The sequence below is a fragment of the Steroidobacter sp. genome (assembly GCF_016790065.1).
In the GTDB taxonomy this organism is placed as follows: Bacteria; Pseudomonadota; Gammaproteobacteria; order Steroidobacterales; family Steroidobacteraceae; genus Steroidobacter.
In genome coordinates this window covers 1-21645 of the sequence record NZ_JAEUPY010000146.1, presented here as the reverse complement: position 1 = coordinate 21645, position 21645 = coordinate 1, and the positions used below count along the sequence as shown (strand labels likewise).

Sequence of the window (21645 nt, the reverse complement as noted above, 5' to 3'; positions counted from 1 at the left end):
GGCGGCGAATGGATCAGCTCCATCGAGCTGGAAAATCTGGCGGTCGCGCATCCGGCGGTGGCGCAGGCGGCGGCGATTGCGATTCCGCATCGCAAGTGGCAAGAGCGGCCGCTGTTGATCGCGGTGCTGAAGCCAGGTGCTTCAGCGACTGCCGAAGAGCTGTTGCAGTTCTTCGCGGGCAGGGTGGCGAAGTGGTGGATTCCAGAGCACGTGGTGTTCGTGGACAAGTTGCCGCTGACGGCGACCGGCAAGCTGAGCAAGCTGCAGTTGCGCAAGCAATTTGAAGGCTTCCAGTTTCCCGCGGCCTAAAGAAAAAGCTCCTCCCCTTGCGGGGAGGAGCCTTGTTTCGAAGTGCGGCCCCTGCCTTGCGAGCAGGGGCCGCGCTCTTCGTGCTTACTTCTCGACCTTACCTTCGCCCTTGACTTCCACTTCACCTGGGTTGTCCAACACGGACATCACCACGCGGCGGTTCAAGGCACGGCCGTCGTCGGTCTTGTTGTCGGCGATGGGCTGCGACTCACCGTAGCCACGCGACACCAGTCGAGACTCCGGCACGCCCTGTTCGACCAGGTAAGTGCGGACCGAATCGGCACGCTGCTGCGACAACTTCAAGTTGTACGCATCGGGGCCGGCGCTGTCGGTGTGACCCTGCAGCTCGATCTTCAGGCGCGGATACTTCTTCAGATCCGTGGCGACAGTGTCCAGCACCGAGCGCGACTCAGGCTTCAGACGCGCCGAGTTGTACTCGAAGGTCACGCCTTCCAGAGTGATCGAACCCTTGCGTGTGCAACCGTACGCGTCCACAGCCACGCCGAGCGGCGTGTCCGGGCACTTGTCGACGTTGTCGAGCACGCCGTCCTTGTCCTGGTCGCCAATCGGCGGCGGCGGAGGCGGCGGGGGCGGCGGAGGTGGCTCAGCAGCCGGCGGCGGAGCTTCCACAGGCTTGGCCGCAGGCGCGCCAAACGAGAATTGGAAACCCAGCAAGCCCAGGTAGTCACGGTAATGACCGGTGGCACCGGAATCGTCCCAACGCGCCTTCAACTCAGGACGCAGCGAGAAGGTCTTGGAACCGTCGCTGGCTTCCCAAGCCTTGATGAACATGCCGGCGCCCACCTGGGTCAGGAAGTTGGTTTCATCCTTGCCCGGGCTGCGATCGTTCTGCGCGACGCCGAGACCGGCGCTCAGGAACGGCTGCACCGTGCCGCCGCGATTCATCACGCCCAAGAAATCGAGCGAGCCGCCGTACAGGCTCGAGTCGCTGCGACCCACGCCGCCACCGACTTGCGCGCCGTTGAAATTCAACTCGACGTTCAAACCGTTGTTGACGACTTTGCCGAGCGCCAGGCCGTACAGCCAATCCTTGTCTTGCAGCGGCCGGTCATTGTCGACCGCGATGCCGCCGATTTGCGGCGTGAGATACCAGTGGCCGACATCGTCAGCCCCGGCCATCCCCGGCGCGGCGATGACGAGCGCGGGCACGGCCCAGCGCGAAGCTGACCTCACTCGGGCGCGTAACGCGTGAAACACCTTCATATCGATTCCTCTTGTTTATTCAACGTTGCCGCGGCATCGACTCCCGACCCCGCGGCAGGGCGACACCTTAGCGGCCTCGTGCTGGTAAACAAGCTTTGAAAACCGAAGTACCGGAATACGGTACCCTAGGCACTACCGCCTGAGGCTTGTCGAGATTTGTTGCAGTGAATGAGACCAAAAATCTGCTGGACACTTTGAAGCGTTGCTTGCGCGCGCGTGGGGTGACCTACCACAAGTTGGCACGCGCGTTGGGGTTGAGCGAATCCTCGGTAAAACGCTTGTTTTCCGATGAATCTTTTACATTGGCGAGACTCGAACGAGTGTGTTCGGTGCTTGACATGAGCGTTGCGGATCTCGTGCGCATGGCGGGCGGCACACGGGAGGCGACCACTTTCAGTTTGTCGTTGGACCAAGAACGAACTTTGGCAAGCGATGCATCGTTGTTGGCCTTGTTTTATTTGTTACTCAATGGTCGCAGTGTGGAAGCGGCCGAGCGCCGGCTCGGTTTGAACCCGCGTGCGATGCGCACGTTGCTCACTCAGTTGGTAGAAGCGCAACTACTCGACATCGATGCCAAGCGTCGCGTGCATCTGCATGCGCGCTTGCCGATTGCGTGGCGCCCCGATGGTCCGGTGCGTAAGTTGTATGAGCGCCAGGTGCGGGCAGAATTTCTGCAAGGCCCGTTCACCGGCAGCAACGAGGCGTTGTCGTTTCACTCGGCCGAGTTGTCGCCGGCGTCGGTGCGCATTCTGCTGAAGAAGATCGACAAGCTGGCAGCGGACTTCGCCGACCTCGCGGCGCTCGACGTGCAAGTGCCGGCGCGTGACAAGAGCAGCGTCGCGTTGTTGTTGGCCTGTCGTCCGTGGGTGTTCTCCATGTTCTCGGCGTATCGAGCCAAGGCCGCCGCCTGAGTCGGCTTGCACTCAAAAGAGGCGGCGCGCGTGACGGCTGGTTTAAGCCGGTGCGTGCCGCCGCTGGAATTTCGCAACTGGCTGCGGATGCCGACAGGTGGCCGACTCCGCACGATATTTGCACCATGCAGGCCATTTGCCGGCCGCAGAAAACCCAAGGTGCGCGATGGCTACATCGATCAAAGCAATGAATCCACCCAATGACGAGTCGCTCGAGGCCGCTCAACCGCCGTACGAGGACGAACGCACGGCCTTGACCAAGGAGGCGTTCAAACACGCCTTCCTGGACAATCTGTTCTACGTGCAAGGGAAATTCCCGGCGCTCGCGACCCAGAACGACTACTACCAGGCGCTCGCGTGCGCAGTCCGCGACCGGCTGTTACAGCGCTGGATCAGCACTGCTGCTGCTTACACCAAGCAGGGCTCGCGCACCGTCGCGTATTTCTCGGCGGAATTTTTGATGGGCCCGCACTTGGGCAATAACCTGATCAATCTCGGTATCTACGAACAAGTGCGCGAAGCCATCGCTGAGTTGGGTCTGGATTTCGATACCTTGTTGCGTCAAGAAGACGAGCCGGGCTTGGGCAATGGCGGTCTGGGTCGACTCGCAGCCTGTTTCATCGACTCGATGGCGACGCTGGAAATCCCGTCGCTGGGTTATGGCATTCGTTACGAGTTCGGCATTTTTCATCAAGAGATCGTCGACGGCTGGCAGATGGAGCGCACCGACAAATGGCTGCGCTTCGGCAATCCCTGGGAAATCCTGCGGCCGGAGTGGGCCGTGGATGTGCGGCTCGGCGGTCACACCGAACAGTATCGCGATGAGCAGGAGCGTCTGCGGATTCGCTGGGTGCCGGCCAAAGTCGTGGTCGGTGTGCCGTACGACACGCCCATCCTCGGCTATCGCAACAACACGGCGAACACGCTGCGGCTGTGGAAGGCCGAGGCGCACGAATCGTTCGACTTCTCGACCTTCAATCGCGGCGACTACGGCGGCGCGGTGCGTAACAAGGTCTGGTCGGAGACCTTGAGCAAGGTGCTGTATCCCAACGACGAGCAGATCCAGGGCAAGACCCTGCGTCTGGAGCAGCAGTATTTCTTCGTGTCCGCGTCGTTGCAGGACATGATGCGAATCATGCACGTGCAGAAGCTGCCGCTCGAGCGCTTCCACGAGAAATTCGCCGTGCAGCTCAACGATACGCATCCGGCCATCGCGGTGGCCGAGCTGATGCGGCTGCTGGTGGACGATCATGTCATCCCGTGGGATCAGGCCTGGGCGATTACTTCCAAGACCTTCGCCTACACCAATCACACCTTGTTGCCGGAAGCGCTGGAGTGCTGGCCGCTGGAGCTGTTCAAGAGCGTGCTGCCGCGGCACTTGGAGATCATTTACGAAATCAATGCGCGCTTCCTGGACGAGGTGCGCATTCGCTTCTACGGCGATGAGTCGCGTCTGGCGCGGCTGTCATTGATCGATGAGCACGGTGAGCGCTACGTGCGTATGGCGCATCTGGCCTGTGTCGGCAGCCACACCATCAACGGTGTCGCTGAGCTGCATTCGGAGTTGCTCAAGCAGGACGTGCTCAAGGACTTTTACGAGCTGTGGCCCTACAAGTTCAGCAACAAGACCAACGGCGTGACGCCGCGTCGCTGGATGGCGCTGAGCAATCCGAGGCTGTCCAGCTTGATCAGCGACACCATCGGCGAGTCCTGGCTCAAGAATCTGGATGAGCTGAAGCGTCTGGAGCCCATGGTCGACGATGCGTCGTTCCGAGAGTTGTGGCGCGAGATCAAACACAGCAACAAGGTGGACTTCGCCGGTTTCGTCAAGCAGCGCACCGGTATCGTGATCGATCCGCAATCGTTGTTCGACGTGCAGGTCAAGCGCATCCACGAATACAAGCGCCAGCATCTGAACATCCTGCACATCATCGCTTTGTATCATCGGCTGCGCTCCGACCCGAACGCCGACCTGCAGCCGCGCACCTTCATTTTCGGCGGCAAGGCTGCGCCCGCGTATCACGTTGCCAAGCTGATCATCAAACTGATCAACGCGGTGGGCGACGTGGTCAATCGTGACCCGGCGGTCAAGGATCGGCTCAAGGTGGTGTTCCTGCCCAACTTCAATGTGACCAACGGTCAGCGCGTGTATCCGGCGGCCGATCTATCGGAACAGGTGTCCACCGCCGGCAAGGAAGCGTCCGGCACCGGCAACATGAAGTTCTCCATGAACGGCGCGTTGACTATCGGCACCATGGACGGCGCCAACATCGAGATTCGCCAGGAAGTGGGCGCCGAGAATTTCTTCTTGTTCGGTTTGACCGCCGAGCAAGTGGCGCAGACCAAGGCGCGAGGCTATCGGCCGCAGGATTATCTGACCGATGAGTTGAAGGAAGTCATGGATCTGATCGGCAGCGGCTTTTTCTCACGCGGCGATACGCAGATGTTTCGTGCATTGACCGACGGCTTGTTGTGGCACGACCCGTATCTGGTGTTTGCAGACTTCCAGTCGTATTCGGAGTGCCAGCTGCAGGTTAGCTCGGCGTATCGAGATGTCGATCACTGGACGCGCATGTCGATTCTGAATGCTGCGCGTAGCGGCAAGTTCTCGTCGGATCGTACCATCCAGGAGTATTGCAAAGACATCTGGCGCGCACCGACAGTGCCGGTGCGACTGTTGTCTCAAGAGGATGTGAAGGTCGGCTTCATGCAATGAGTCGACCCGCGGCGCTCAGACGACTTTGACGGGGATGCTGGCGATGCGCTTCTTCCATTCGGCGGGGCCGGTCTCGTGCACCGACTCGCCCTTGGAATCCACCGCCACCGTCACCGGCATGTCCTTCACTTCGAACTCGTAAATGGCTTCCATGCCCAGATCGCCGAACGCGACCACACGGCTGCCGCGAATCGCCTTGGAAACCAGATACGCCGCGCCGCCGACCGCCATCAGATAAGCGGCCTTGTATTTCTTGATGACTTCGACCGCTTCGGGGCCGCGCTCGGACTTGCCGACCATGGCGATCAGGCCGGTCTTGCCGAGCATCATCTCGGTGAATTTATCCATGCGCGTGGCGGTGGTGGGGCCAGCGGGGCCGACCACTTCGCCTTTGACCGGATCGACCGGACCGACGTAATAGATCACGCGATTCTTGAAATCCAGACCCGGCGGCAGCGGCTGGCCGGATTCGATCAGCTGGCTCAGACGTTTGTGAGCAGCGTCGCGACCGGTGAGCATCTTGCCCGACAACAACAACCGTTCGCCCGGCCGCCACGACGCGACATCTTCGCGCGTGAGTGCATCGAGGTTCACACGGCGCGACTCGGCGGAAGCTTGATAGGTGAGCTTCGGCCACAGTTCCAGATCTGGCGGATCGAGCTTCGCCGGACCCGAGCCGTCGAGCACGAAGTGCGCGTGACGAGTCGCCGCACAGTTCGGAATCACTGCGACCGGCAACGACGCAGCGTGCGTCGGGTAATGTTTGATCTTCACATCGAGCACGGTGGTGAGGCCGCCGAGACCTTGCGCGCCGATGCCGAGCGCGTTGATCTTGTCCATGATCTCCAGACGCAAGGCTTCGAATTTGTCTTTCGGGCCGCGCTCGCGGATTTCGTGGATATCGATTTCTTCGAACAGAGATTCCTTGGCCATCACCATGGCTTTCTCGGCGGTGCCGCCGATGCCGATGCCGAGCATGCCGGGCGGACACCAGCCCGCGCCCATCTGCGGCACGGTCTTCACCAGCCAGTCGACGATGGAGTCGGACGGATTCAACATCACCATCTTGGATTTGTTTTCCGAGCCGCCGCCCTTGGCTGCAACGGCGATGTCGAGCGTATCGCCCGGCACCACTTCCATATGAATCACCGCCGGCGTGTTGTCTTTGGTGTTCTTTCGATCGAACAACGGATCGCCGACGATCGAGGCGCGCAGCATGTTGTCCGGATGGTTGTAAGCACGACGCACGCCTTCGTTGATCATGTCGCTCAACGACAGCGTGGCGTCGGCCCATTGCACGTTCATGCCCAGTTTGACGAACACCGTGACGATGCCGGTGTCCTGGCAGATCGGCCGGTGGCCTTCGGCGCACATGCGCGAATTCACCAGAATCTGTTTGATCGCATCCTTGGCCGCCGGGCTTTCCTCGCGCTCGTAGGCGGCCGCCATCGCCTGGATGAAATCCGGCGAGTGGTAATAGGAAATGTACTGCAGGGCGTCGGCGACGCTCTGGATCACATCGGCTTGCTTGATGGTCGGCATGGCTGGCCTGAGTCGCTGGGTGTCGCTAGGGAGTCGCGAGGGGGCGGAATCTACCATTCGGGTCCGGGGCCGGCCACCACGCGGTCCGCGAACGCAGATATCACGGGAAACGAAGGGGCTGAGCGGGTGCTATTTACCCTTGCCGGCGCGGGCCGACAGCCCTTGTACGCGGCGTAAATAGGCTTGCTCGTCGGGCGGCCGACCGGCGCGTTGCGCTTCCCACAGCGCCTCTGCGAGGCACTCGATGATTTTATGTTCGGCATCGTGCGGACTGCTCAGCCGTGCCGTCAGCGCCTCGAACGCGGCCCTGATCCCGGGCGGACGGTTGGTGGCCACCTGGTCGCGCAGGGCCAGGTGCAGGCCCATATGCAGGAACGGGTTGGACTGGCCGCCTTCGGGGCGGTAGTCGCGATCCAACACGGTGTCCGGCCGCTCCAGGCCGGCCTGATATTCAGGATGAAGCGCCACCACGTCGGCAATTTGCGCTTCCAGCGGCTCCAGCGGCAGGCCCTCGCGATGCTTGCGCCACGCCTCGACATAAGCCTGGCGCAGTTGATCGCGGGACTGGGTATCGAAGATCGGCATGTGGCGATTCTAGCCCTTCAGGCGCGTTTCTTACGCAGCTTCTGCGCGGGCTTCGGCTTGGACTTCGGCGGCGCGAAGATACTGCGCTTCTCGGGCTTGGTTTCCGGCGGCGTTTTTTCTTTGAACTCGCACAGGTCGAGGATCACGCATTCCGGACACTTCGGTTTGCGAGCGATGCAGGTGTAGCGGCCGTGCAGGATCAGCCAATGGTGGGCATCGAGTGCGTATTCGGGCGGCACGACTTTCACCAAGCGATCTTCCACTGCGCGCACATCGTCGCCTGGTGCCAGGCCGGTGCGATTCGAGACGCGGAAGATATGGGTGTCCACTGCGATGGTCGGATGACCGAAGGCAGTGTTCAAAATGACATTGGCTGTTTTGCGGCCGACGCCCGGCAATGCTTCCAACGCCTCGCGCGACTCGGGCACTTGCGCGCCGTGATGTTCGATCAAGAGCTGACAGGTGGCGATGACGTTCTTGGCCTTGGTGTTGAACAGGCCGATGGTCTTGATGTAACGAGACAGGCCTTCGACACCCAGCGCCAGGATGGTGGCTGGTGTGTTCGCATGTTTGTACAACTCGCGCGTGGCGAGGTTGACGCTTTTGTCCGTTGCCTGCGCCGATAAGATGACTGCGATCAATAGTTCGAACGGCGACGAATATTCCAGCTCGGTGGTCGGCTTGGGATTGGCGGCTTTCAGCCGCTCGAACATCTCGGAGATTTTTTTTCGGTTCATGCGGTCAGTCGGGGTTGCGGCGGCTAGCCAACCAATTTCTGGTCGCGATCAACAGGCCCAGCGAAATGAAGGCGCCGGGCGGCAGCATGGCCAGCAGGAAGCCCATGTCGACGCTGAAGACTTTTATTTCCAGGTGCTCGGCCCAGGTTGCGAGCATGGAGCCTGCGCCGTTGAGGAGTGAGCCGCGGCCCACTAGCTCGCGCGCTACGCCTAGTGCCAATAAGGTTAGTGTGATGCCTGCACCGATTCGCAGGCTGCGAACGAGCGCTGTTGCTCTATCTTGAGTAGGCGATTGAATGTGATCGATGACGACGATGTTTACTGCCAGCAAGGGCAGGAACACGCCGAAGGATGCGCCGAGGTCGTGGAACCAAGCTCGCATGATGAGCTCGGCTGCGGTCACGAGACCGGCGGTGACGATCAGGCTGGCCGGTAGCACGATACTGTCGTCTAGCCAGCGACGAACGGCGCTGAGTAGCAGCGTTGCCAGAGGCAGCAAGATCAGCACGATGACGCTGAAGCCGATGGCCTTCACGACGGTGTCGCTGACGGCCAGCAACGGACACAGAGCGAGTAGTTGTAACGTGCTGCTGAACGCGCGCTGGCCTGCGGCCGGCGCTGAACCGCCACCGTTCGTCGCCGCGTTCGAGCCAGCGGTCACGGCGATGTTTGGCGGCACGGTCGAGCCATTGGCGACAATGATGTTTGACGGCGGCGTGGTCATGGCGGCGTACCGTCTTGATACAGCCGGTCTTCGTTGCCTTGATAGAACTCCAGCGTACGCCGCACGGCCTTCACAATGGCTCGTGGTGTGATGGTCGCGCCGGTGAAGGCATCGAAATCGCCGCCGTCGCGGCGGACGGTCCAGCGTTGTTGGGGTGGGTTGGTCAACGACGAGCCACGGAAGCGACCCAACCAATCGGCATCGCGATTCTCGAAGGCATCGCCCAGCCCGGGCGTTTCGTTGTGACGGATCACCTGCACGCCCAGCAGCTGCCCACCAGGCGCAATGGCCACCAACAACTCCAGCGGTCCACGATAGCCATCGGGCGCGATAGATCGAATGGCCACCGCCACCGGCAACCCTTCCTTGCGCAGACGATAGACGACCACGGGCGTGGTGCTGCCGAGCAGATCCGGCGAAAGAACTTGGGTCGTATCGGCGAGCGGATCGTTGTCGTAGCTCTGCGGCGGCACCAGTGCGTCCAGGTGCTGCTTGATCCAGGCTTGCTGATTACGAGCGATCCGATCGCGAGTCACGTTGGCGAGGATCACCAAGCCCACGGTGAGCACAGCCGCGAGGATGGCGAGCGTCGCCGCTGGAATGGCAATCTTGCGCTTGTCAGCGAGCGTGGCCATAGATGCGCGGAATGGTGTAGCGATCGATCAACGGCACGGACAGATTCATCAACAACACCGCGAAGGCAACGCCATCCGGGTAGCCGCCCCACGTGCGGATGACATAGGTGAGCACGCCGATGCCGGCGCCGTAAACCAGCCGGCCCCGATCACTGGTCGCCGCCGAGGTGGGATCGGTCGCGATGAAAAATGCTCCGAGCAAACTGGCGCCCGAAGTGAGATGAAAGATCGGCCCGGCGTACGCGCCCGGATCGACGGCATACAGCACCGAAGAACACACCACGATGGCGCTGAGCATAGCCACGGGAATGTGCCAGCGAATGATTCGTAACGACAGCAACAGGACGCCGCCGGCCAGCGTTGCGAGATTGATCCATTCCCAACCGCGGCCACCCAGCGTGCCGAAGATCGGTGCCGCGTGGGCCTCCGCCATGGTCATGCCCATTTTCAGATTCGTGCGAAGCGCGTCGAGCGGCGTCGGTGAAGTTACGGCATCCCAGGTCAGTCGCTGCGGCAACGAGCCGGTGAGAATGGTGCTGAGGGTCTCGCCCACAGATAACTTCACATGGTCGATATCCATTCCCGCCGGTGGCAGCCATTGCAACAGCTGCACAGGAAAGGACACCAGCAACACGGCATAACCCACCATGGCCGGATTGAACGGATTCTTGCCCAGCCCGCCATACAAATGTTTGGCCAGCAGAATCGCAAACGCAGTGCCGCTGACGATCAGCCACCACGGCGCAAGTGGTGGCAAACACAGAGCGAGCAACGTCGCTGTCACGACGGCGCTGCCGTCTTTCAAAAACGGCTCGACGGGTTTGCCTCGCAGCCGTAGTGCCACCGCTTCGGCCACCAACGCCGTCGCCGCGCCCAACACGATCTGCACCAACAGGCCCGCGCCAAAGAACACCACATGCAGCGCGATGGTCGGCAGCAACGCATACAACACGATCCGCATGACGCGTCCCACCCCGTGGGGCGTGACGACATGCGGTGCGGGTGCGGTGGGAAAGCTCATGGATGGTTTAGGGCTCGCGCTTCGGCTTACGCTTTTCCGCTAGTTTCGCACGATGTTCGGCTTCCAGGCGCGACAGGCGTTCGTTGCGGGCGTAATAACGGCTGCGAGCGGCGTCGGCGTCGCGCTGGGCGTCGAGTTCGCGGATCAGCAATGGTTTAGCTTCGCGGAAGCGTTCGGCAAGCGGAATCTGACTCGGGCAAACATAGTCGCAGCAGCCGCATTCGATACAGTCGAGCAGGCCGTGACGCGACAGTTGCTGGCCATCGAATGGCTGCAGAAACCAATGCAACTGTTGCGGCAGTAGCAACGCCGGGCACACTTCAGAACAGTTGCCGCAGCGAATGCAGGGCATTTCCATGCCGCGAGGCTGCAGATCGAACGCAGACGCGGCGATGATGCAGTTGGTTGCTTTGACGACGGGCAACTCGTCATGCGGTAGCGAGGTCCCCATCATCGAGCCGCCCATCAGCAAGCGTGACATGCGGTCGGTGTAGCCACCGCAGTCGGCGATGAGGCTGGAGAAAGCAGTGCCGATGCGAGTTTCCAAATTGCCGGCTTCACGCACGCCGTCGCCAGTGACAGTGACGATGCGGCTGGTCAGCGGTTGACCGTCGCGAATCCATCGCGCGATGGCGGCAGCGGTGCCGACGTTTTGGCAGACGACACCAATGTCGGCGGGGAAGCCGTCGTGTGGCACTTCGAGGCCAAACACCGTCGCAATCAATTGCCGCTCGCCCCCGGCAGGATAAACGGCCGGGACCACGCGGATACGAATTCTCGAATCGCCGGCTTTGTCGAGAGCCTTTTGCAACGATGCCTGCGCCTCAGGCACATCATCCTCAATAGCAATCGTGCAGTTCGGGGCGCACAGCGCATGTAACAACGCTCGAGCGCCGAAGATGATGTCTTCCGCGCGCTCGCGCATCAGCATCTCGTCGCAGCTGATGTAAGGCTCGCACTCGGCACCGTTGAGCAGCAGCTGCGGGCCGTTCTCGCAGAGCGAGCTTTCCAATTTGTTTGCGGTGGGAAAGGCTGCGCCGCCCAGCCCGACGATGCCGCCGCGTGCAATGTGTTCACAAGCTTCGTTCGGCGAGATCTGTTCGAACGCCACGATCGCCGCGGCATTGTCGAAACGTTCATCGCGGCCATCATTCGCGATCACGACGCTGAGTGTCGGCGCTCCCAGGCGATGAGGTGCAGAGCGTGGCTCGATGGCAATGATCTCGCCCGAGACTGGCGAGTGTAGCCAGGCGCTGATGCCTGGCGCGGGCTGCGCAATCGGTTGTCCCAGCCGCACGCGGTCGGACGGTTTCACCAAGGGTAGCGCCGGCAGCCCCGAGTGCTGATCGAGCGGAATCACATAGCGCTCGCTCGAACTCGCGGCACGGATGGCTTGTTTGGTGGAGCGCTCTTTATGAGCTGCGATCCGCAAGCCGCCCGACACTTTTCGTTGCGCGCTCATCAGTGCCTCACCGCGGGCTGCATGTCGATGCAATCGACCGGGCAGGGCGGGATGCACAGCTCACAACCGGTGCAGTCGGCGGCAATGACGGTGTGCATGTAACGCGACGCGCCGACGATGGCGTCGACGGGACACGCTTGAATACATTTGGTGCAGCCGATGCAGGCGGCTTCGTCGATGACGGCGACAGTAGGATGGTTGGGGACGACACCGAACTCTTTGCCCACCGGCTTGGGCGCGACGCCGATGAGCTGCGCCAACGCTTTCGCGGTGCGCTCGCCGCCGGGTGGACATTGATTGATGTCGGCAGCGCCTTGAGCGATGGCTTCGGCATAAGGGCGACAGCCATCGAACGTGCAACGCCGGCATTGGGTCTGCGGCAACAAGGCATCGATGCGATCCGCCAGCGAAGCGCGCTCGACATGGCTGGCCGTCGCCACGGTGGCGATACCGGCGAGCGCCGCTAGAACTGCGATTGTGACGAGCGCGGTGATCATCGCGAAGGTCTCGCCATCATTCCTGAATCAGTCCGGTAAACCCCATGAACGCCAATGCCATGATGCCGGCGCTGACCAGGGCGAGCGGTGCATCCCGAAACACTCGCGGCACGTCGGCATGTTGTAAGCGTTCGTGCAAGGCTGCGAAGGCCAACAGCAAAAAGCCCAAGGCCAGCGCGGCTGCGAACGAGAATGCCACGGCTTCGAAGATGTTTTGCATGCGGGAGTTCACCATCAGCGCCACGCCAAGCAGCGCGGAGTTGGTGGTTAGCAGCAACGTGAAGCCGGGCCGTTGCGGCAGCAGCCGGCCGTCTCGTCGTAGCACGATCTCCACCAAGGGCACGATGGTCAACGCGACGACCACGAAGGCCAGCGTCCGCAGATAAGCCAGACTGGCCGGTTCCAACAATAGTTTGGAGATCGACCACGTGACCGCAGCGACGGTTGGCACCGCCAGCAGCGATGCCACAGCCAGCGCTTGCGCTGTCTTGAAGACGCCGGTGATGGTTTCGAACGGCCGCCACGAGGGCAGATGCGTCAGTGCCGTCACGTTGACGAGGACGGCACTGAGCAGGATGAGCAGAAGTGCGGACATGGTGGCCGCCGCGAACGTTATTTTACCTTCATGCCCGCGGTGGCGCCGCTGTCGGGGGCGAGCAAGAAGATCTCTTTGCCACCCGGTCCAGCCGCCAGCACCATGCCTTCGGACGTACCGAAGCGCATCTTGCGAGGTTTCAAGTTGACCAACACCAGCGTGAAGCGACCCACCAGCTGCTCGGGTTCGTAGGCGGAACGAATGCCTGAGAACACCGTGCGCTGACTGTCGCCGACATCGAGGGTGAGCTTGAGTAACTTATCCGAGCCTTCGACCGCTTCGGCGGCCAGCACTTTGGCGATGCGCAGATCGATCTTGGCGAAATCTTCGATACCGATTTCTGCCACCGGCGCGTCGGCTTCCGGCTTCGGTTCCACCTTGGCTGGCGTGGTCGAGGCAACGGTGGTGACCTTCGCTGTCAGCTTCACTTCCGGCTCGCCGGTGTCGAACAGCGCCAGCAATTGCTTCGGATCGACGCGTTGGAGCAAATGTTCGTACGCGCCGATCTCATGACCGGCCGGCAGCCAGCTGTGCTGGCCCCAACGCACTTGTTCGTCGCTCAGACGCAAGAAGCCCTGCACCTTGCGTGCGGTCTCGGGCAGCACCGGCGCCAACAGCACCGTGAGATACCAGAAAAAGTTCAGGCTGGTGGAGCAGACCTGATGCAGCCGCTGTTCCTCGCCCGGCACCTTGGCCAGTTCCCAAGGCTTGGCCGAGTCGATGTATTGATTGACGCGGTCGAGCAGTGAACCGATTTCGCGCATCGCCTTGCCGAATTCGCGGCCTTCATACAATTCGCCGATGCGGTTCCAGCATTGGCTGTCGCTTGCGAAATCCTGCTGCAGCTGTTGCGCAGCCGGATCGAGCGCGCCGAGCTTGCCGCCGAAACGTTTGGTGATGAAGCCGGCGCAGCGGCTGGCGATGTTGACGTACTTGCCCACCAGGTCGGAGTTGACGCGCGCCACGAAGTCATCGGGATTGAACTCGATGTCTTCGACGTGGGCATTGAGCTTGGCGGCCAGGTAATAGCGCAGCCACTCGGGATTCATGCCGAGATCCAGGTAGCGCACTGGGCTCAGGCCGGTGCCGCGCGACTTGGACATCTTCGCGCCGCCGATCTGGATGAAGCCGTGCACATAGACGTTGTCCGGAATCTTTCGATTGGCGAACTTGAGCATCGCCGGCCAGAACAACGTGTGGAAATAAATGATGTCCTTGCCGATGAAATGAATCTGCTGGACATCGTCGGCAGCGATGAACTGCTCGAAGGTGCGGGGTTCGCCGTTGGCCTTGGCTTTGCCGGTCGAAAAATAGTTCTTCAACGACGCCAGGTAACCGACCGGCGCATCCAGCCACACATAGAAATATTTGCCGGGCGCGTCCGGGATCGGAATGCCGAAGTAAGGCGCGTCGCGTGAGATGTCCCAGTCACCCAGCTCTTGATCGCCGTTGCCGCTGAGCCATTCGCCGGCTTTGTTCGCCACCGAGGGCTGCAACCGCGTGGTCCATTCTTTGAGGAATTCGACACAGCGCGGATCGGACAGCTTGAAAAAGAAATGATCCGAGGACTTGCGCACCGGCTTGGCGCCGGACAGCGTCGAGTACGGGTTGATCAGATCGGTTGGCGCATACACCGAGCTGCAATTTTCGCAGGCGTCGCCGTATTGATCGGCGGCGTGACAGTTCGGGCACTCGCCTTTGATGTAACGATCGGCCAGAAACATGTTCTTCACCGGATCGAAGAACTGTTCCACCGGCTTGCGATAGATCAGCTCGTTGCCCTTCAGCGCCCGATAGATGTCTTGCGACAGCTCGGTGTTTTCCGGCGAGTGGGTCGAGTGCCAGTGATCGAAACTCAGCAGAAAGCCATTGAGCGAGCGCGGTCGGCCGGCGGCGATACCAGCCACCAGTTCTTCCGGCGAGATGCCCTCGGCCTCGGCCTTGAGCATGATGGGCGCGCCATGCGCGTCGTCGGCGCCCATCCAGTGCACCTTGTGGCCCTGCAAGCGCTGGAACCGCACCCAGATGTCGGCCTGGATGTACTCCATGATGTGACCGATGTGAAACGGTCCATTGGCGTACGGCAGGGCGGTGGTGACAAAGAAATTACGAGGTGCGGCGGTCATTTAGCGCAGGCAAGCGGCGGCAAAGGACGGAAATTATGCCACGGAACGCCGGCGCCCGCGGCGCTTACCCGATGTCTTTGACCGACTCGAACTTCGCTTTATTGATGGCCTTCAGGTACGCCGACTTGCCGGTGATCACGGCTTTGTCCAGCAATTCCTGGATGGCGCTGTCCATCAGCCGCATGCCGAAGGCGGCGCCGCTTTGCATGGCGTTTTCCAGCTGATCGAGTTTGCCCTGGCGGATCAGGTTGGCCACGGCCGGGGTATTCACCAGAATCTCGTGAGCGGCGACGCGGCCGGGTTTGCCGGCTCGGGGGATGAGCTGCTGTGAGACCACGCCTCGCAGCGAGGTCGAGAGCATCGCTCTTACGTGCGACTGCTTATCTGCAGGGAATGCGTTCACGATGCGATCCACGGTCGGCGCGGCGCCGTTGGTGTGCAAGGTGCCCATCACCAGAATGCCCATCTCGGCGGCGGTCACCGCGATACTCATGGTTTCGTAGTCGCGCAACTCGCCCACCAGGATCACGTCGGGATCTTCACGCAACGCCGAGTGCAGGGCTTCGGAGAACGACGGACTGTGCGAGCCGATTTCGCGCTGGCTCACCAAGCAGTTCTTGCGTTGATGCACGAACTCGATGGGATCTTCAATGGTCAGGATGTGACCTTTGAGTCGCAAATTCATGTCGTCGATCATCGCTGCCAGCGTGGTCGACTTGCCGGAGCCGGTCTTGCCGGTCACCAGGATCAGGCCATTGTTCACTTTGCACAGGTTGCGGATGGCATCCGGCACGTTGAGCTGATCCAAGGTCAGGGCCTTGGACGGAATGGCCCGGCACACGCAGCCCAACCCGTACAGATGCCGCATGACGTTGACGCGGAAGCGCGAAACGCCGGGGATGATGTACGCGAAGTCGGCGCCGTGTTTCTCTTCGAGGCGCTGCAACGCTGCCCGCGGCATGATTTCTTTCAATGTTTCTTCGACGAACTGCGCCGTGAGCGGTTCGGGTCGCAAGTTGTGCAACTCGCCGTACAAACGAACGCGCGGCGGGTCGCCGGCGATGAAGTGCAGATCCGAGCCGCTCTTGCTCAGCACTTCTTTCAGAAACTCATCGATACGACGCGGCACATAAGTGCTCTGAGTCGCGGCGACGGCTTGGCTAGGTTCTGTACTCATGATTAGCCGGGCGCCAGGTCGAGCTTGGGCAGCACGCTGGTATCGGTGACGAAGCGGGCGAACACCTTCTTGTCGTTGGCGTACACATAGGCGTCGTCGGGATCGATTTCCTTGGCCTGCACGTTGGCCAGCAGCGACTGGTCGAGCATCTGCATGCCGAGGTCCTTGCCCATCTGCAGCTGCGAGGCAATCTGATGCGTCTGGTCGGTCATGATCAACTTACCGATGGCGCGCGTCACCACCATGATTTCGCAGATCGCCTTGCGGCCGCGTTGATCGGCGGTCTTGACCAGCACTTGAGTGATCACGGCGAGCAGGCTGTTGGCCAGGAACGCCTTGGTTTGTTCGCGCTCGTCGGCTGGCAACGCATCGACGATACGGTCGATGGTCTTGACCGCGCCGGTGGTGTGCAACGTGCCGAGCACCAAGTGACCTGTTTCCGCCGCCGTCATCGCCCAGCGAATGGTCTCGGCATCGCGCAATTCGCCGACCAGAATCACGTCGGGGTCTTCGCGCATGGCGGCGCGCACGCCTTCGGCGAACGACGGCAGATGAGTGTTCAACTCGCGCTGAATCACCTGGCTTTGTTTGCTCTTGTGCACGAACTCGATCGGATCTTCCAGGCTGATGATGTTCAGCCTTCGGCTCGAGTTCAGATAATCGATCATGGCCGCCAGCGTGGTCGACTTGCCGGTGCCGGTGGAGCCGGTCACCAGGATCATGCCCTGGTGGTTGTCGCACAGCTTTTTGACGATGGGCGGCAACGACAGCCGGTCGATGGTCGGCACATCCGACGGAATGGCTCGGAATGTGGCACCGACGCCGGTTTCCTTACGGAACACGTTGACGCGGAAACGCCCGCCGTTGGCCGAGACATAGGAGAAGTCAACGTCATGGCCTCGCCGCAGCTGGTCCTGGTTGGCGCGACTCATGATCTCGACGATGTAGCCCTCCAGCTCGGCCTGGCTCAAATCTCGAAACTTGATGGGCAATAGATCGCCATGCATCCGCAACATGGGCGGCAGGCCGACGGCGAAATGGATGTCGGAGCAACCTTGATCGGTGCCGAGCTTAAGGAAGGCGTCTATGCGGGCCATGCAGGCGGGAAGGCACGATACATATGGCGGCGGAGACTACCGTGTCGGGGCCGATGGACGCCACTGCGAATCTGACCAACGGGCGGGCCGGGGCGATCGACGGCGCCAGCGTGGCCAGTTCGGCACCAAAGGGCGGTCTTTCAAGGGTTTGCCGTCGATTTGTTGACACCGCCACGCGCTGGCCGGGGCCTCTGTCGGCAATTTCCGGGAACAACCCGCTCCGGCGAGCCGTTTTTGCCGGATTCTCCGCGCTTCGGCCACACTCAGCGTTATGTCACAGAACAACAGGCCCGAGGACGACACTCAGCTATTGCGCCCCGGCCAGGAGCGTGGTGCCGCTGCGCCGTCGCCGGGCGAACCCGAACCCAAAACCATCCTGCTGGATCGGACCGGTCCGCGCACCGGGGGCGGGTCTGCGCCTGAGCGATCCGGCCCGTCGACGCCCGGCGGGGTCGACGTCGGTTCTCTGCTGCAAGGTCGTTTCAAGCTGGTCGAGCTGGTCGGCGAAGGCGGCATGAGCCGCGTCTTCAAGGCCATCGATCTGCGACGGGTGGAGGCGCGTTCGCAGAATCCGTTCCTGGCGGTCAAAGTGTTGACCGTGCCGTCCGATCACTTTCTCGCGACCATTCAAACCTTGGATCGCGAGGCGCACAAGCTGCAGAGCCTGACCCATCCCAACATCGTGCGCGTCATCGACGTGGATCGAGATGGCGCCACCGTGTTCATGACCATGGAGTTCTTGTCCGGCGCCTCGTTACTGGAAACGTTGCGTCGAGCCGGCGGTGCTGGATTGCCGCGCGAACAGGCACAAGCCGTGGTTGATGGCATCGCCGAAGCGCTCGAGTTCGCGCATCGCATGGGCATCGTGCACGGCGACCTGAAACCCGGCAACGTGATTCTCACCGAGTCGGGTGAGGTCAAAGTCATCGACTTCGGTATCGCGCGTTTCTTCAAGCGGCCGTTCGATCCGCCGGCCGAACCCATGGCGGTCGGCCTGGTGCCGGATAACGAGCAGGACTGGGAAACGGTGAATGCGCTGACGCCGCCGTATGCCAGCCCCGAGATGTTGCAGGATCGAGAGCCCGATCCGCGCGACGATATCTATGCGCTGGCTTGCATCGCCTACGAGTTGTTGACTGGAGCCCATCCCTTCAAGGGCAACGCTTCGCTGGAAGCGCACGCCGCCAAGCTGGCGGTGGCTGCTCATCCAGCCGTGTCGGCGACTCAGCTCAAAGCCATCGCGCACGGCCTGCAATTCGATCGGCAGCGTCGAACCGGCTCGGCGCATGGCTTTGCCGATGAGTTTGCCGGCGTGCGTCCGCGTTCATCACGATGGCTACCGATCACTGGCGCGGCCGTCGCTGTGTTGGTGTTGGCGGTGCTCGCGTGGCTTTACTTCGTGAGAGACGCGGCCACGCCGACGCAGCCCGTTGCGAAACTCACCGACGGGCAATTGTTTCGGGATTGTCCGACCTGCCCGCTGATGAGCGTGTTACCTGCGGGCAAGTTCATTCAAGGTTCGGCTGCCGAGGCTGCCGAACAACCGCCGCATCCCGTCGCCATCGCGCGGCCAATCGCATTCGGCACGCGAGAAGTGACAATCGGTGAGTTTCGCGAGTTCGCTGAGGACACGGACTGGCAGGCGCAAGGTTGCCAGGTGTACGACGGCGAATGGCGTGCGCGTAGCGACGTCAATTGGAACTCGGTCGATGAGGCGCACACGGCGTTACATCCAGTGAGCTGCGTGTCCTGGGATGACGCCACTGCCTACGCGGCTTGGTTGTCGAAGAAGAGCGGCCAGGCGTATCGCTTACCGAGCGCGTCGGAGTGGGAATATGCAGCCAGTGCTGGCACGGCGCCGGCGACGCCGCTGGGTGCGGATCTCGAAACAGCCTGCAAAGTTGCCAACGTCGCGGATGAAGCTGGTGCCGAGCGCTATCCGGGCTGGAATGCGCTTGGATGTAACGATCGGTTCGTGCAAAGCGCGCCGGTCGCATCGTTTGCACCGAACGCCTTCGGCTTGCACGACATGCTCGGCAACGTATTCGAGTGGGTCGAGGATTGCTGGAATCCCACCTATGCGGGAGCGCCGGCCAACGGCAGCGCGCGCGCTGATGGCGATTGCGCGCTTCGTGAAATGCGCGGCGGCTCGTGGTTCACGTCACCGGATTATTTGCGTGCCAGCTATCGCAATCATTTCGAGCGTGAGTATCGCAGCAGCTCCGTTGGTTTCCGCGTGGTACGGGATATTAGCCGATGAATATTTTGATGAATGGCTTCAGAGGCCTGATGATGTTGGTGGCGCTGGCGTTGACCGGCTGCGTGACTCGGCCGCCAAGCATCGCGCATGTGCATCTGGGGCATGCGTTGACTGGCGTGCATGTGACGCCCAATCGCGAAGGTTATCTGGTGGTCGCACGGGAGCGCGCCGAGCAAGCGCTCAGTTCGGCACAGCAAGCGGCCTCGGCGGCGACGCTGGAAGAACTCAAAACTCATATCGAAGCCACGCTGACGGCAGTGTCGTCGGAAGATAACTTCGGCCTGAAGCAGTCCTTGGTCTTGGCTGCCAATCATATTTCCTTCGCTGCGACCTCCGAGGATGCCAGTGCCAACGTGCAAAGCGCTGCGCCGGTGTTTGCGAGCGACATTACTCGAGTGGTCGAACGCTGCGAACTGGTGACGTTGCTCGGCAAGGACGTTGCCAAGAGCCAGTCGAAAGAAGAGGCGGCTATCTTCGTCGGCGAGATCGTCACGCTGACCACCGCCAATGTCGAGGGTGAAGATGCCGATGGCGACGGCAAGGTGGGCACGACCGCGGCCGAGTACGGCGTCAAACAATTGCGTGCCGAGTTCGACACCATGATCGCTCGTGAGAATCCGGCTTACCGTACCGTCGATCAGTGGTATCTGTTCAATCTGGTGCGCCTGCCCAATGGCCGCTGGGTGTTCGACAAGCTGAATCGCGGCGGCAACATCGAGGGCTACAAGTGATGCTGCGCTTCAGTGGCTGGTTGCTCGGTGCGGGGCTGGTGTTGGGCCTGATCTTGGGTGTGCTCTCGAACGCGATGGCGCACGACGGTGTTTGTAAGAGCGGCGCGGCGAGTGGTGAAGCGGTGCAGTCAGCCAGTCGAGCGCTGCAGGCGAAGCCCGATGATTTGAGCTTGCGTTTGACGTTGGCCGATGCACTGATGGTCGAGAATTGTTTCGAGGATGCGGTGCACGTGCTGGAAGAGGGCGAGGCGGCGCACGGTCGCAACGCCAGGTTTCAATCGGAATTGCGTGAGGCGCGCAGTATGTTGCGCGAGCAAGGTTATTTCGAAGGACTGAGTCGCGCCGAAGAGGCGGCCAAGCTTTCGCACAGCTTGCTTCGTTGTAACAAGCTCGGCGACGTGGAGGCTTGCGACCAGGCACTGACACAGAAGCCGGACGATCCGCAGATCGCCATTGCCAAAGGCGATGCATTGCTCAAAGCCAAGCGCCCAGCGGAAGCGCTCGACTCTTATCGCCGCGCGTTACAACTTGCTCCCGGCAATGCGGGCATAGAACAGAAGATCGCTGCTACGGAGTCGCAGCGGCGTGAGTTGGATGAAACCTGCATGAATGCGACCGGCCAGCCGGCGCTGCAAGCGTGCCAGGCCTCGCTACTGCCGGGAGCAAAGGATGAGTTTGCGCTCCGCAAGCGCATCGGCATTCTGAAGCAGGCGGCCAATCAGCCGTCCGAAGCGCTCGACTCGTACATCGCCGCTCATCTGCTGCAACGGAACGACAAGTCGGTGGCGTTAGCCATCGTCACGTTGAGTGACAGCACCGGGCGTAAAGATGTCTTGGCGCTCGCGTCGCGTGGCTCTGCGTTGCTGACGCTGGGGCGCGCTTTGGAAGCGCTCACGCCATTGAAACAAGCGCTGTCGCTGTCGCCGGATCTGCCGGAAGCCAAAGCACAACTGGCGCAAGCGGAGCGGCTCGCTCAACAAGAAGCGAGCAAGGTGGTGAGAGCTGAGCGCGTTGCGCAGACCGAGGCGCGGAATGTAGCGTCGGAAGTAAAGCCTGAAGTCGCCCAGCCGGCGCGCAGCTATTCGAACGCGGCGCCGGTCACTCGCAGTAACTGAGTCGGCTTACTTCACCATGTCTTTTTGCATGGGCGCGAAGATGGCCATCACTTTGTTTTGTAATCGATAGGGCACGCCGGCGCGATCGAACGCCAGATAGACGTCTTCGGCCAGCGCATTGAACATGGCGTTGTCGATGGCCAGCTCGCGATGCGACTCTTCCATGCTGCGCCCGGTATAT

General features: G+C 61.4%; 19 protein-coding genes. 6 read left to right on the top strand and 13 right to left on the bottom strand.

The window, feature by feature from the left end:
• On the top strand, nt 1-309 hold a 309-nt coding region (locus JNL55_RS06215; RefSeq protein WP_415923016.1), incomplete at its 5' end, for an AMP-binding enzyme.
• Between the two features lie 84 nt (nt 310-393).
• Here JNL55_RS06215 and JNL55_RS06210 read toward each other — a convergent pair.
• Nucleotides 394-1533 (bottom strand): OmpA family protein, encoded by a 1140-nt coding sequence (locus JNL55_RS06210; RefSeq protein WP_293850801.1) that lies wholly within the window; start codon nt 1531-1533, stop codon nt 394-396.
• A 164-nt stretch (nt 1534-1697) separates the two neighbouring features.
• Between JNL55_RS06210 and JNL55_RS06205 the strand changes: the two genes are divergently transcribed.
• Both JNL55_RS06205 and JNL55_RS06200 read left to right on the top strand, forming a co-directional pair.
• A complete protein-coding gene (locus JNL55_RS06205) occupies nt 1698-2444 on the top strand; it encodes a helix-turn-helix domain-containing protein (RefSeq protein WP_293850798.1) in 747 nt (248 codons plus the stop codon).
• A 187-nt stretch (nt 2445-2631) separates the two neighbouring features.
• Nucleotides 2632-5160, top strand: coding sequence for a glycogen/starch/alpha-glucan phosphorylase (locus JNL55_RS06200; RefSeq protein WP_293850795.1), 2529 nt, complete (start codon nt 2632-2634; stop codon nt 5158-5160).
• A gap of 15 nt (nt 5161-5175) precedes the next feature.
• Here JNL55_RS06200 and JNL55_RS06195 read toward each other — a convergent pair whose 3' ends face one another.
• From JNL55_RS06195 to JNL55_RS06140, 12 genes are all read right to left on the bottom strand, one after another.
• The gene (locus JNL55_RS06195; RefSeq protein ID WP_293850792.1) at nt 5176-6702 is read right to left on the bottom strand and encodes a fumarate hydratase; all 1527 of its coding nucleotides are present in this window, start codon (nt 6700-6702) and stop codon (nt 5176-5178) included.
• A gap of 129 nt (nt 6703-6831) precedes the next feature.
• Nucleotides 6832-7287: a DUF1841 family protein gene (locus tag JNL55_RS06190; RefSeq protein WP_293850789.1), complete on the bottom strand. Its 456-nt coding sequence runs from the start codon at nt 7285-7287 to the stop codon at nt 6832-6834.
• A 17-nt stretch (nt 7288-7304) separates the two neighbouring features.
• Entirely contained in the window at nt 7305-8024 is a 720-nt protein-coding gene (gene nth / locus JNL55_RS06185; RefSeq protein ID WP_293850786.1) for an endonuclease III, read from the bottom strand.
• A 4-nt stretch (nt 8025-8028) separates the two neighbouring features.
• Nucleotides 8029-8748, bottom strand: coding sequence for an Rnf-Nqr domain containing protein (locus tag JNL55_RS06180; protein WP_293850783.1), 720 nt, complete (start codon nt 8746-8748; stop codon nt 8029-8031).
• Nucleotides 8745-9383, bottom strand: a complete 639-nt coding sequence (gene rsxG, locus JNL55_RS06175; RefSeq protein WP_293850780.1) for an electron transport complex subunit RsxG — start codon at nt 9381-9383, stop codon at nt 8745-8747. Before rsxG ends, JNL55_RS06180 begins: the two co-directional genes overlap by 4 nt.
• Nucleotides 9367-10404, bottom strand: coding sequence for an electron transport complex subunit RsxD (gene rsxD / locus JNL55_RS06170; RefSeq protein WP_415923015.1), 1038 nt, complete (start codon nt 10402-10404; stop codon nt 9367-9369). Before rsxD ends, rsxG begins: the two co-directional genes overlap by 17 nt.
• A gap of 7 nt (nt 10405-10411) precedes the next feature.
• Nucleotides 10412-11866 carry an electron transport complex subunit RsxC gene (gene rsxC, locus JNL55_RS06165; RefSeq protein WP_293850774.1) on the bottom strand — a complete coding sequence of 485 codons (1455 nt, stop codon included), beginning with the start codon at nt 11864-11866 and terminating at the stop codon, nt 10412-10414.
• On the bottom strand, nt 11866-12363 hold the full coding sequence (gene rsxB / locus JNL55_RS06160; protein ID WP_293850771.1) for an electron transport complex subunit RsxB: 498 nt from the start codon (nt 12361-12363) through the stop codon (nt 11866-11868). Before rsxB ends, rsxC begins: the two co-directional genes overlap by 1 nt.
• A 16-nt stretch (nt 12364-12379) precedes the next feature.
• Nucleotides 12380-12958 carry an Rnf-Nqr domain containing protein gene (locus tag JNL55_RS06155; protein WP_293850768.1) on the bottom strand — a complete coding sequence of 193 codons (579 nt, stop codon included), beginning with the start codon at nt 12956-12958 and terminating at the stop codon, nt 12380-12382.
• A gap of 17 nt (nt 12959-12975) precedes the next feature.
• Nucleotides 12976-15084 (bottom strand): methionine--tRNA ligase, encoded by a 2109-nt coding sequence (metG, locus tag JNL55_RS06150; RefSeq protein ID WP_293850765.1) that lies wholly within the window; start codon nt 15082-15084, stop codon nt 12976-12978.
• A gap of 64 nt (nt 15085-15148) precedes the next feature.
• On the bottom strand, nt 15149-16261 hold the full coding sequence (locus tag JNL55_RS06145) for a type IV pilus twitching motility protein PilT (protein WP_293850762.1): 1113 nt from the start codon (nt 16259-16261) through the stop codon (nt 15149-15151).
• A gap of 2 nt (nt 16262-16263) precedes the next feature.
• Nucleotides 16264-17358, bottom strand: a complete 1095-nt coding sequence (locus JNL55_RS06140) for a type IV pilus twitching motility protein PilT (protein WP_293850759.1) — start codon at nt 17356-17358, stop codon at nt 16264-16266.
• 271 nt (nt 17359-17629) lie between these two features.
• On the opposite strand from JNL55_RS06140, the gene JNL55_RS06135 reads away from it, so the two are divergent.
• Genes JNL55_RS06135 through JNL55_RS06125 form a run of 3 tightly spaced genes read left to right on the top strand, consistent with a single transcriptional unit; the run spans nt 17630 to nt 21464 of the window.
• On the top strand, nt 17630-19618 hold the full coding sequence (locus JNL55_RS06135; protein WP_293850757.1) for a bifunctional serine/threonine-protein kinase/formylglycine-generating enzyme family protein: 1989 nt from the start codon (nt 17630-17632) through the stop codon (nt 19616-19618).
• Nucleotides 19615-20349 carry a hypothetical protein gene (locus tag JNL55_RS06130; RefSeq protein ID WP_293850754.1) on the top strand — a complete coding sequence of 245 codons (735 nt, stop codon included), beginning with the start codon at nt 19615-19617 and terminating at the stop codon, nt 20347-20349. Before JNL55_RS06135 ends, JNL55_RS06130 begins: the two co-directional genes overlap by 4 nt.
• Nucleotides 20349-21464 carry a tetratricopeptide repeat protein gene (locus JNL55_RS06125; protein ID WP_293850751.1) on the top strand — a complete coding sequence of 372 codons (1116 nt, stop codon included), beginning with the start codon at nt 20349-20351 and terminating at the stop codon, nt 21462-21464. Before JNL55_RS06130 ends, JNL55_RS06125 begins: the two co-directional genes overlap by 1 nt.
• Nucleotides 21465-21645: the final 181 nt, after the last annotated feature.

Excerpts from the sequence above, each read along its gene's own strand:
- JNL55_RS06210 (WP_293850801.1), bottom strand. The coding sequence starts at position 1,533 with ATGAAGGTGTTTCACGCGTTACGCGCCCGAGTGAGGTCAGCTTCGCGC.
- JNL55_RS06200 (WP_293850795.1), top strand. The coding sequence starts at position 2,632 with ATGAATCCACCCAATGACGAGTCGCTCGAGGCCGCTCAACCGCCGTAC.
- JNL55_RS06195 (WP_293850792.1), bottom strand. The coding sequence starts at position 6,702 with ATGCCGACCATCAAGCAAGCCGATGTGATCCAGAGCGTCGCCGACGCC.
- JNL55_RS06190 (WP_293850789.1), bottom strand. The coding sequence starts at position 7,287 with ATGCCGATCTTCGATACCCAGTCCCGCGATCAACTGCGCCAGGCTTAT.
- nth (WP_293850786.1), bottom strand. The coding sequence starts at position 8,024 with ATGAACCGAAAAAAAATCTCCGAGATGTTCGAGCGGCTGAAAGCCGCC.
- JNL55_RS06180 (WP_293850783.1), bottom strand. The coding sequence starts at position 8,748 with ATGACCACGCCGCCGTCAAACATCATTGTCGCCAATGGCTCGACCGTG.
- rsxG (WP_293850780.1), bottom strand. The coding sequence starts at position 9,383 with ATGGCCACGCTCGCTGACAAGCGCAAGATTGCCATTCCAGCGGCGACG.
- rsxD (WP_415923015.1), bottom strand. The coding sequence starts at position 10,404 with ATGAGCTTTCCCACCGCACCCGCACCGCATGTCGTCACGCCCCACGGG.
- rsxC (WP_293850774.1), bottom strand. The coding sequence starts at position 11,866 with ATGAGCGCGCAACGAAAAGTGTCGGGCGGCTTGCGGATCGCAGCTCAT.
- rsxB (WP_293850771.1), bottom strand. The coding sequence starts at position 12,363 with ATGATCACCGCGCTCGTCACAATCGCAGTTCTAGCGGCGCTCGCCGGT.
- JNL55_RS06155 (WP_293850768.1), bottom strand. The coding sequence starts at position 12,958 with ATGTCCGCACTTCTGCTCATCCTGCTCAGTGCCGTCCTCGTCAACGTG.
- metG (WP_293850765.1), bottom strand. The coding sequence starts at position 15,084 with ATGACCGCCGCACCTCGTAATTTCTTTGTCACCACCGCCCTGCCGTAC.
- JNL55_RS06145 (WP_293850762.1), bottom strand. The coding sequence starts at position 16,261 with ATGAGTACAGAACCTAGCCAAGCCGTCGCCGCGACTCAGAGCACTTAT.
- JNL55_RS06140 (WP_293850759.1), bottom strand. The coding sequence starts at position 17,358 with ATGGCCCGCATAGACGCCTTCCTTAAGCTCGGCACCGATCAAGGTTGC.
- JNL55_RS06135 (WP_293850757.1), top strand. The coding sequence starts at position 17,630 with ATGTCACAGAACAACAGGCCCGAGGACGACACTCAGCTATTGCGCCCC.
- JNL55_RS06130 (WP_293850754.1), top strand. The coding sequence starts at position 19,615 with ATGAATATTTTGATGAATGGCTTCAGAGGCCTGATGATGTTGGTGGCG.
- JNL55_RS06125 (WP_293850751.1), top strand. The coding sequence starts at position 20,349 with ATGCTGCGCTTCAGTGGCTGGTTGCTCGGTGCGGGGCTGGTGTTGGGC.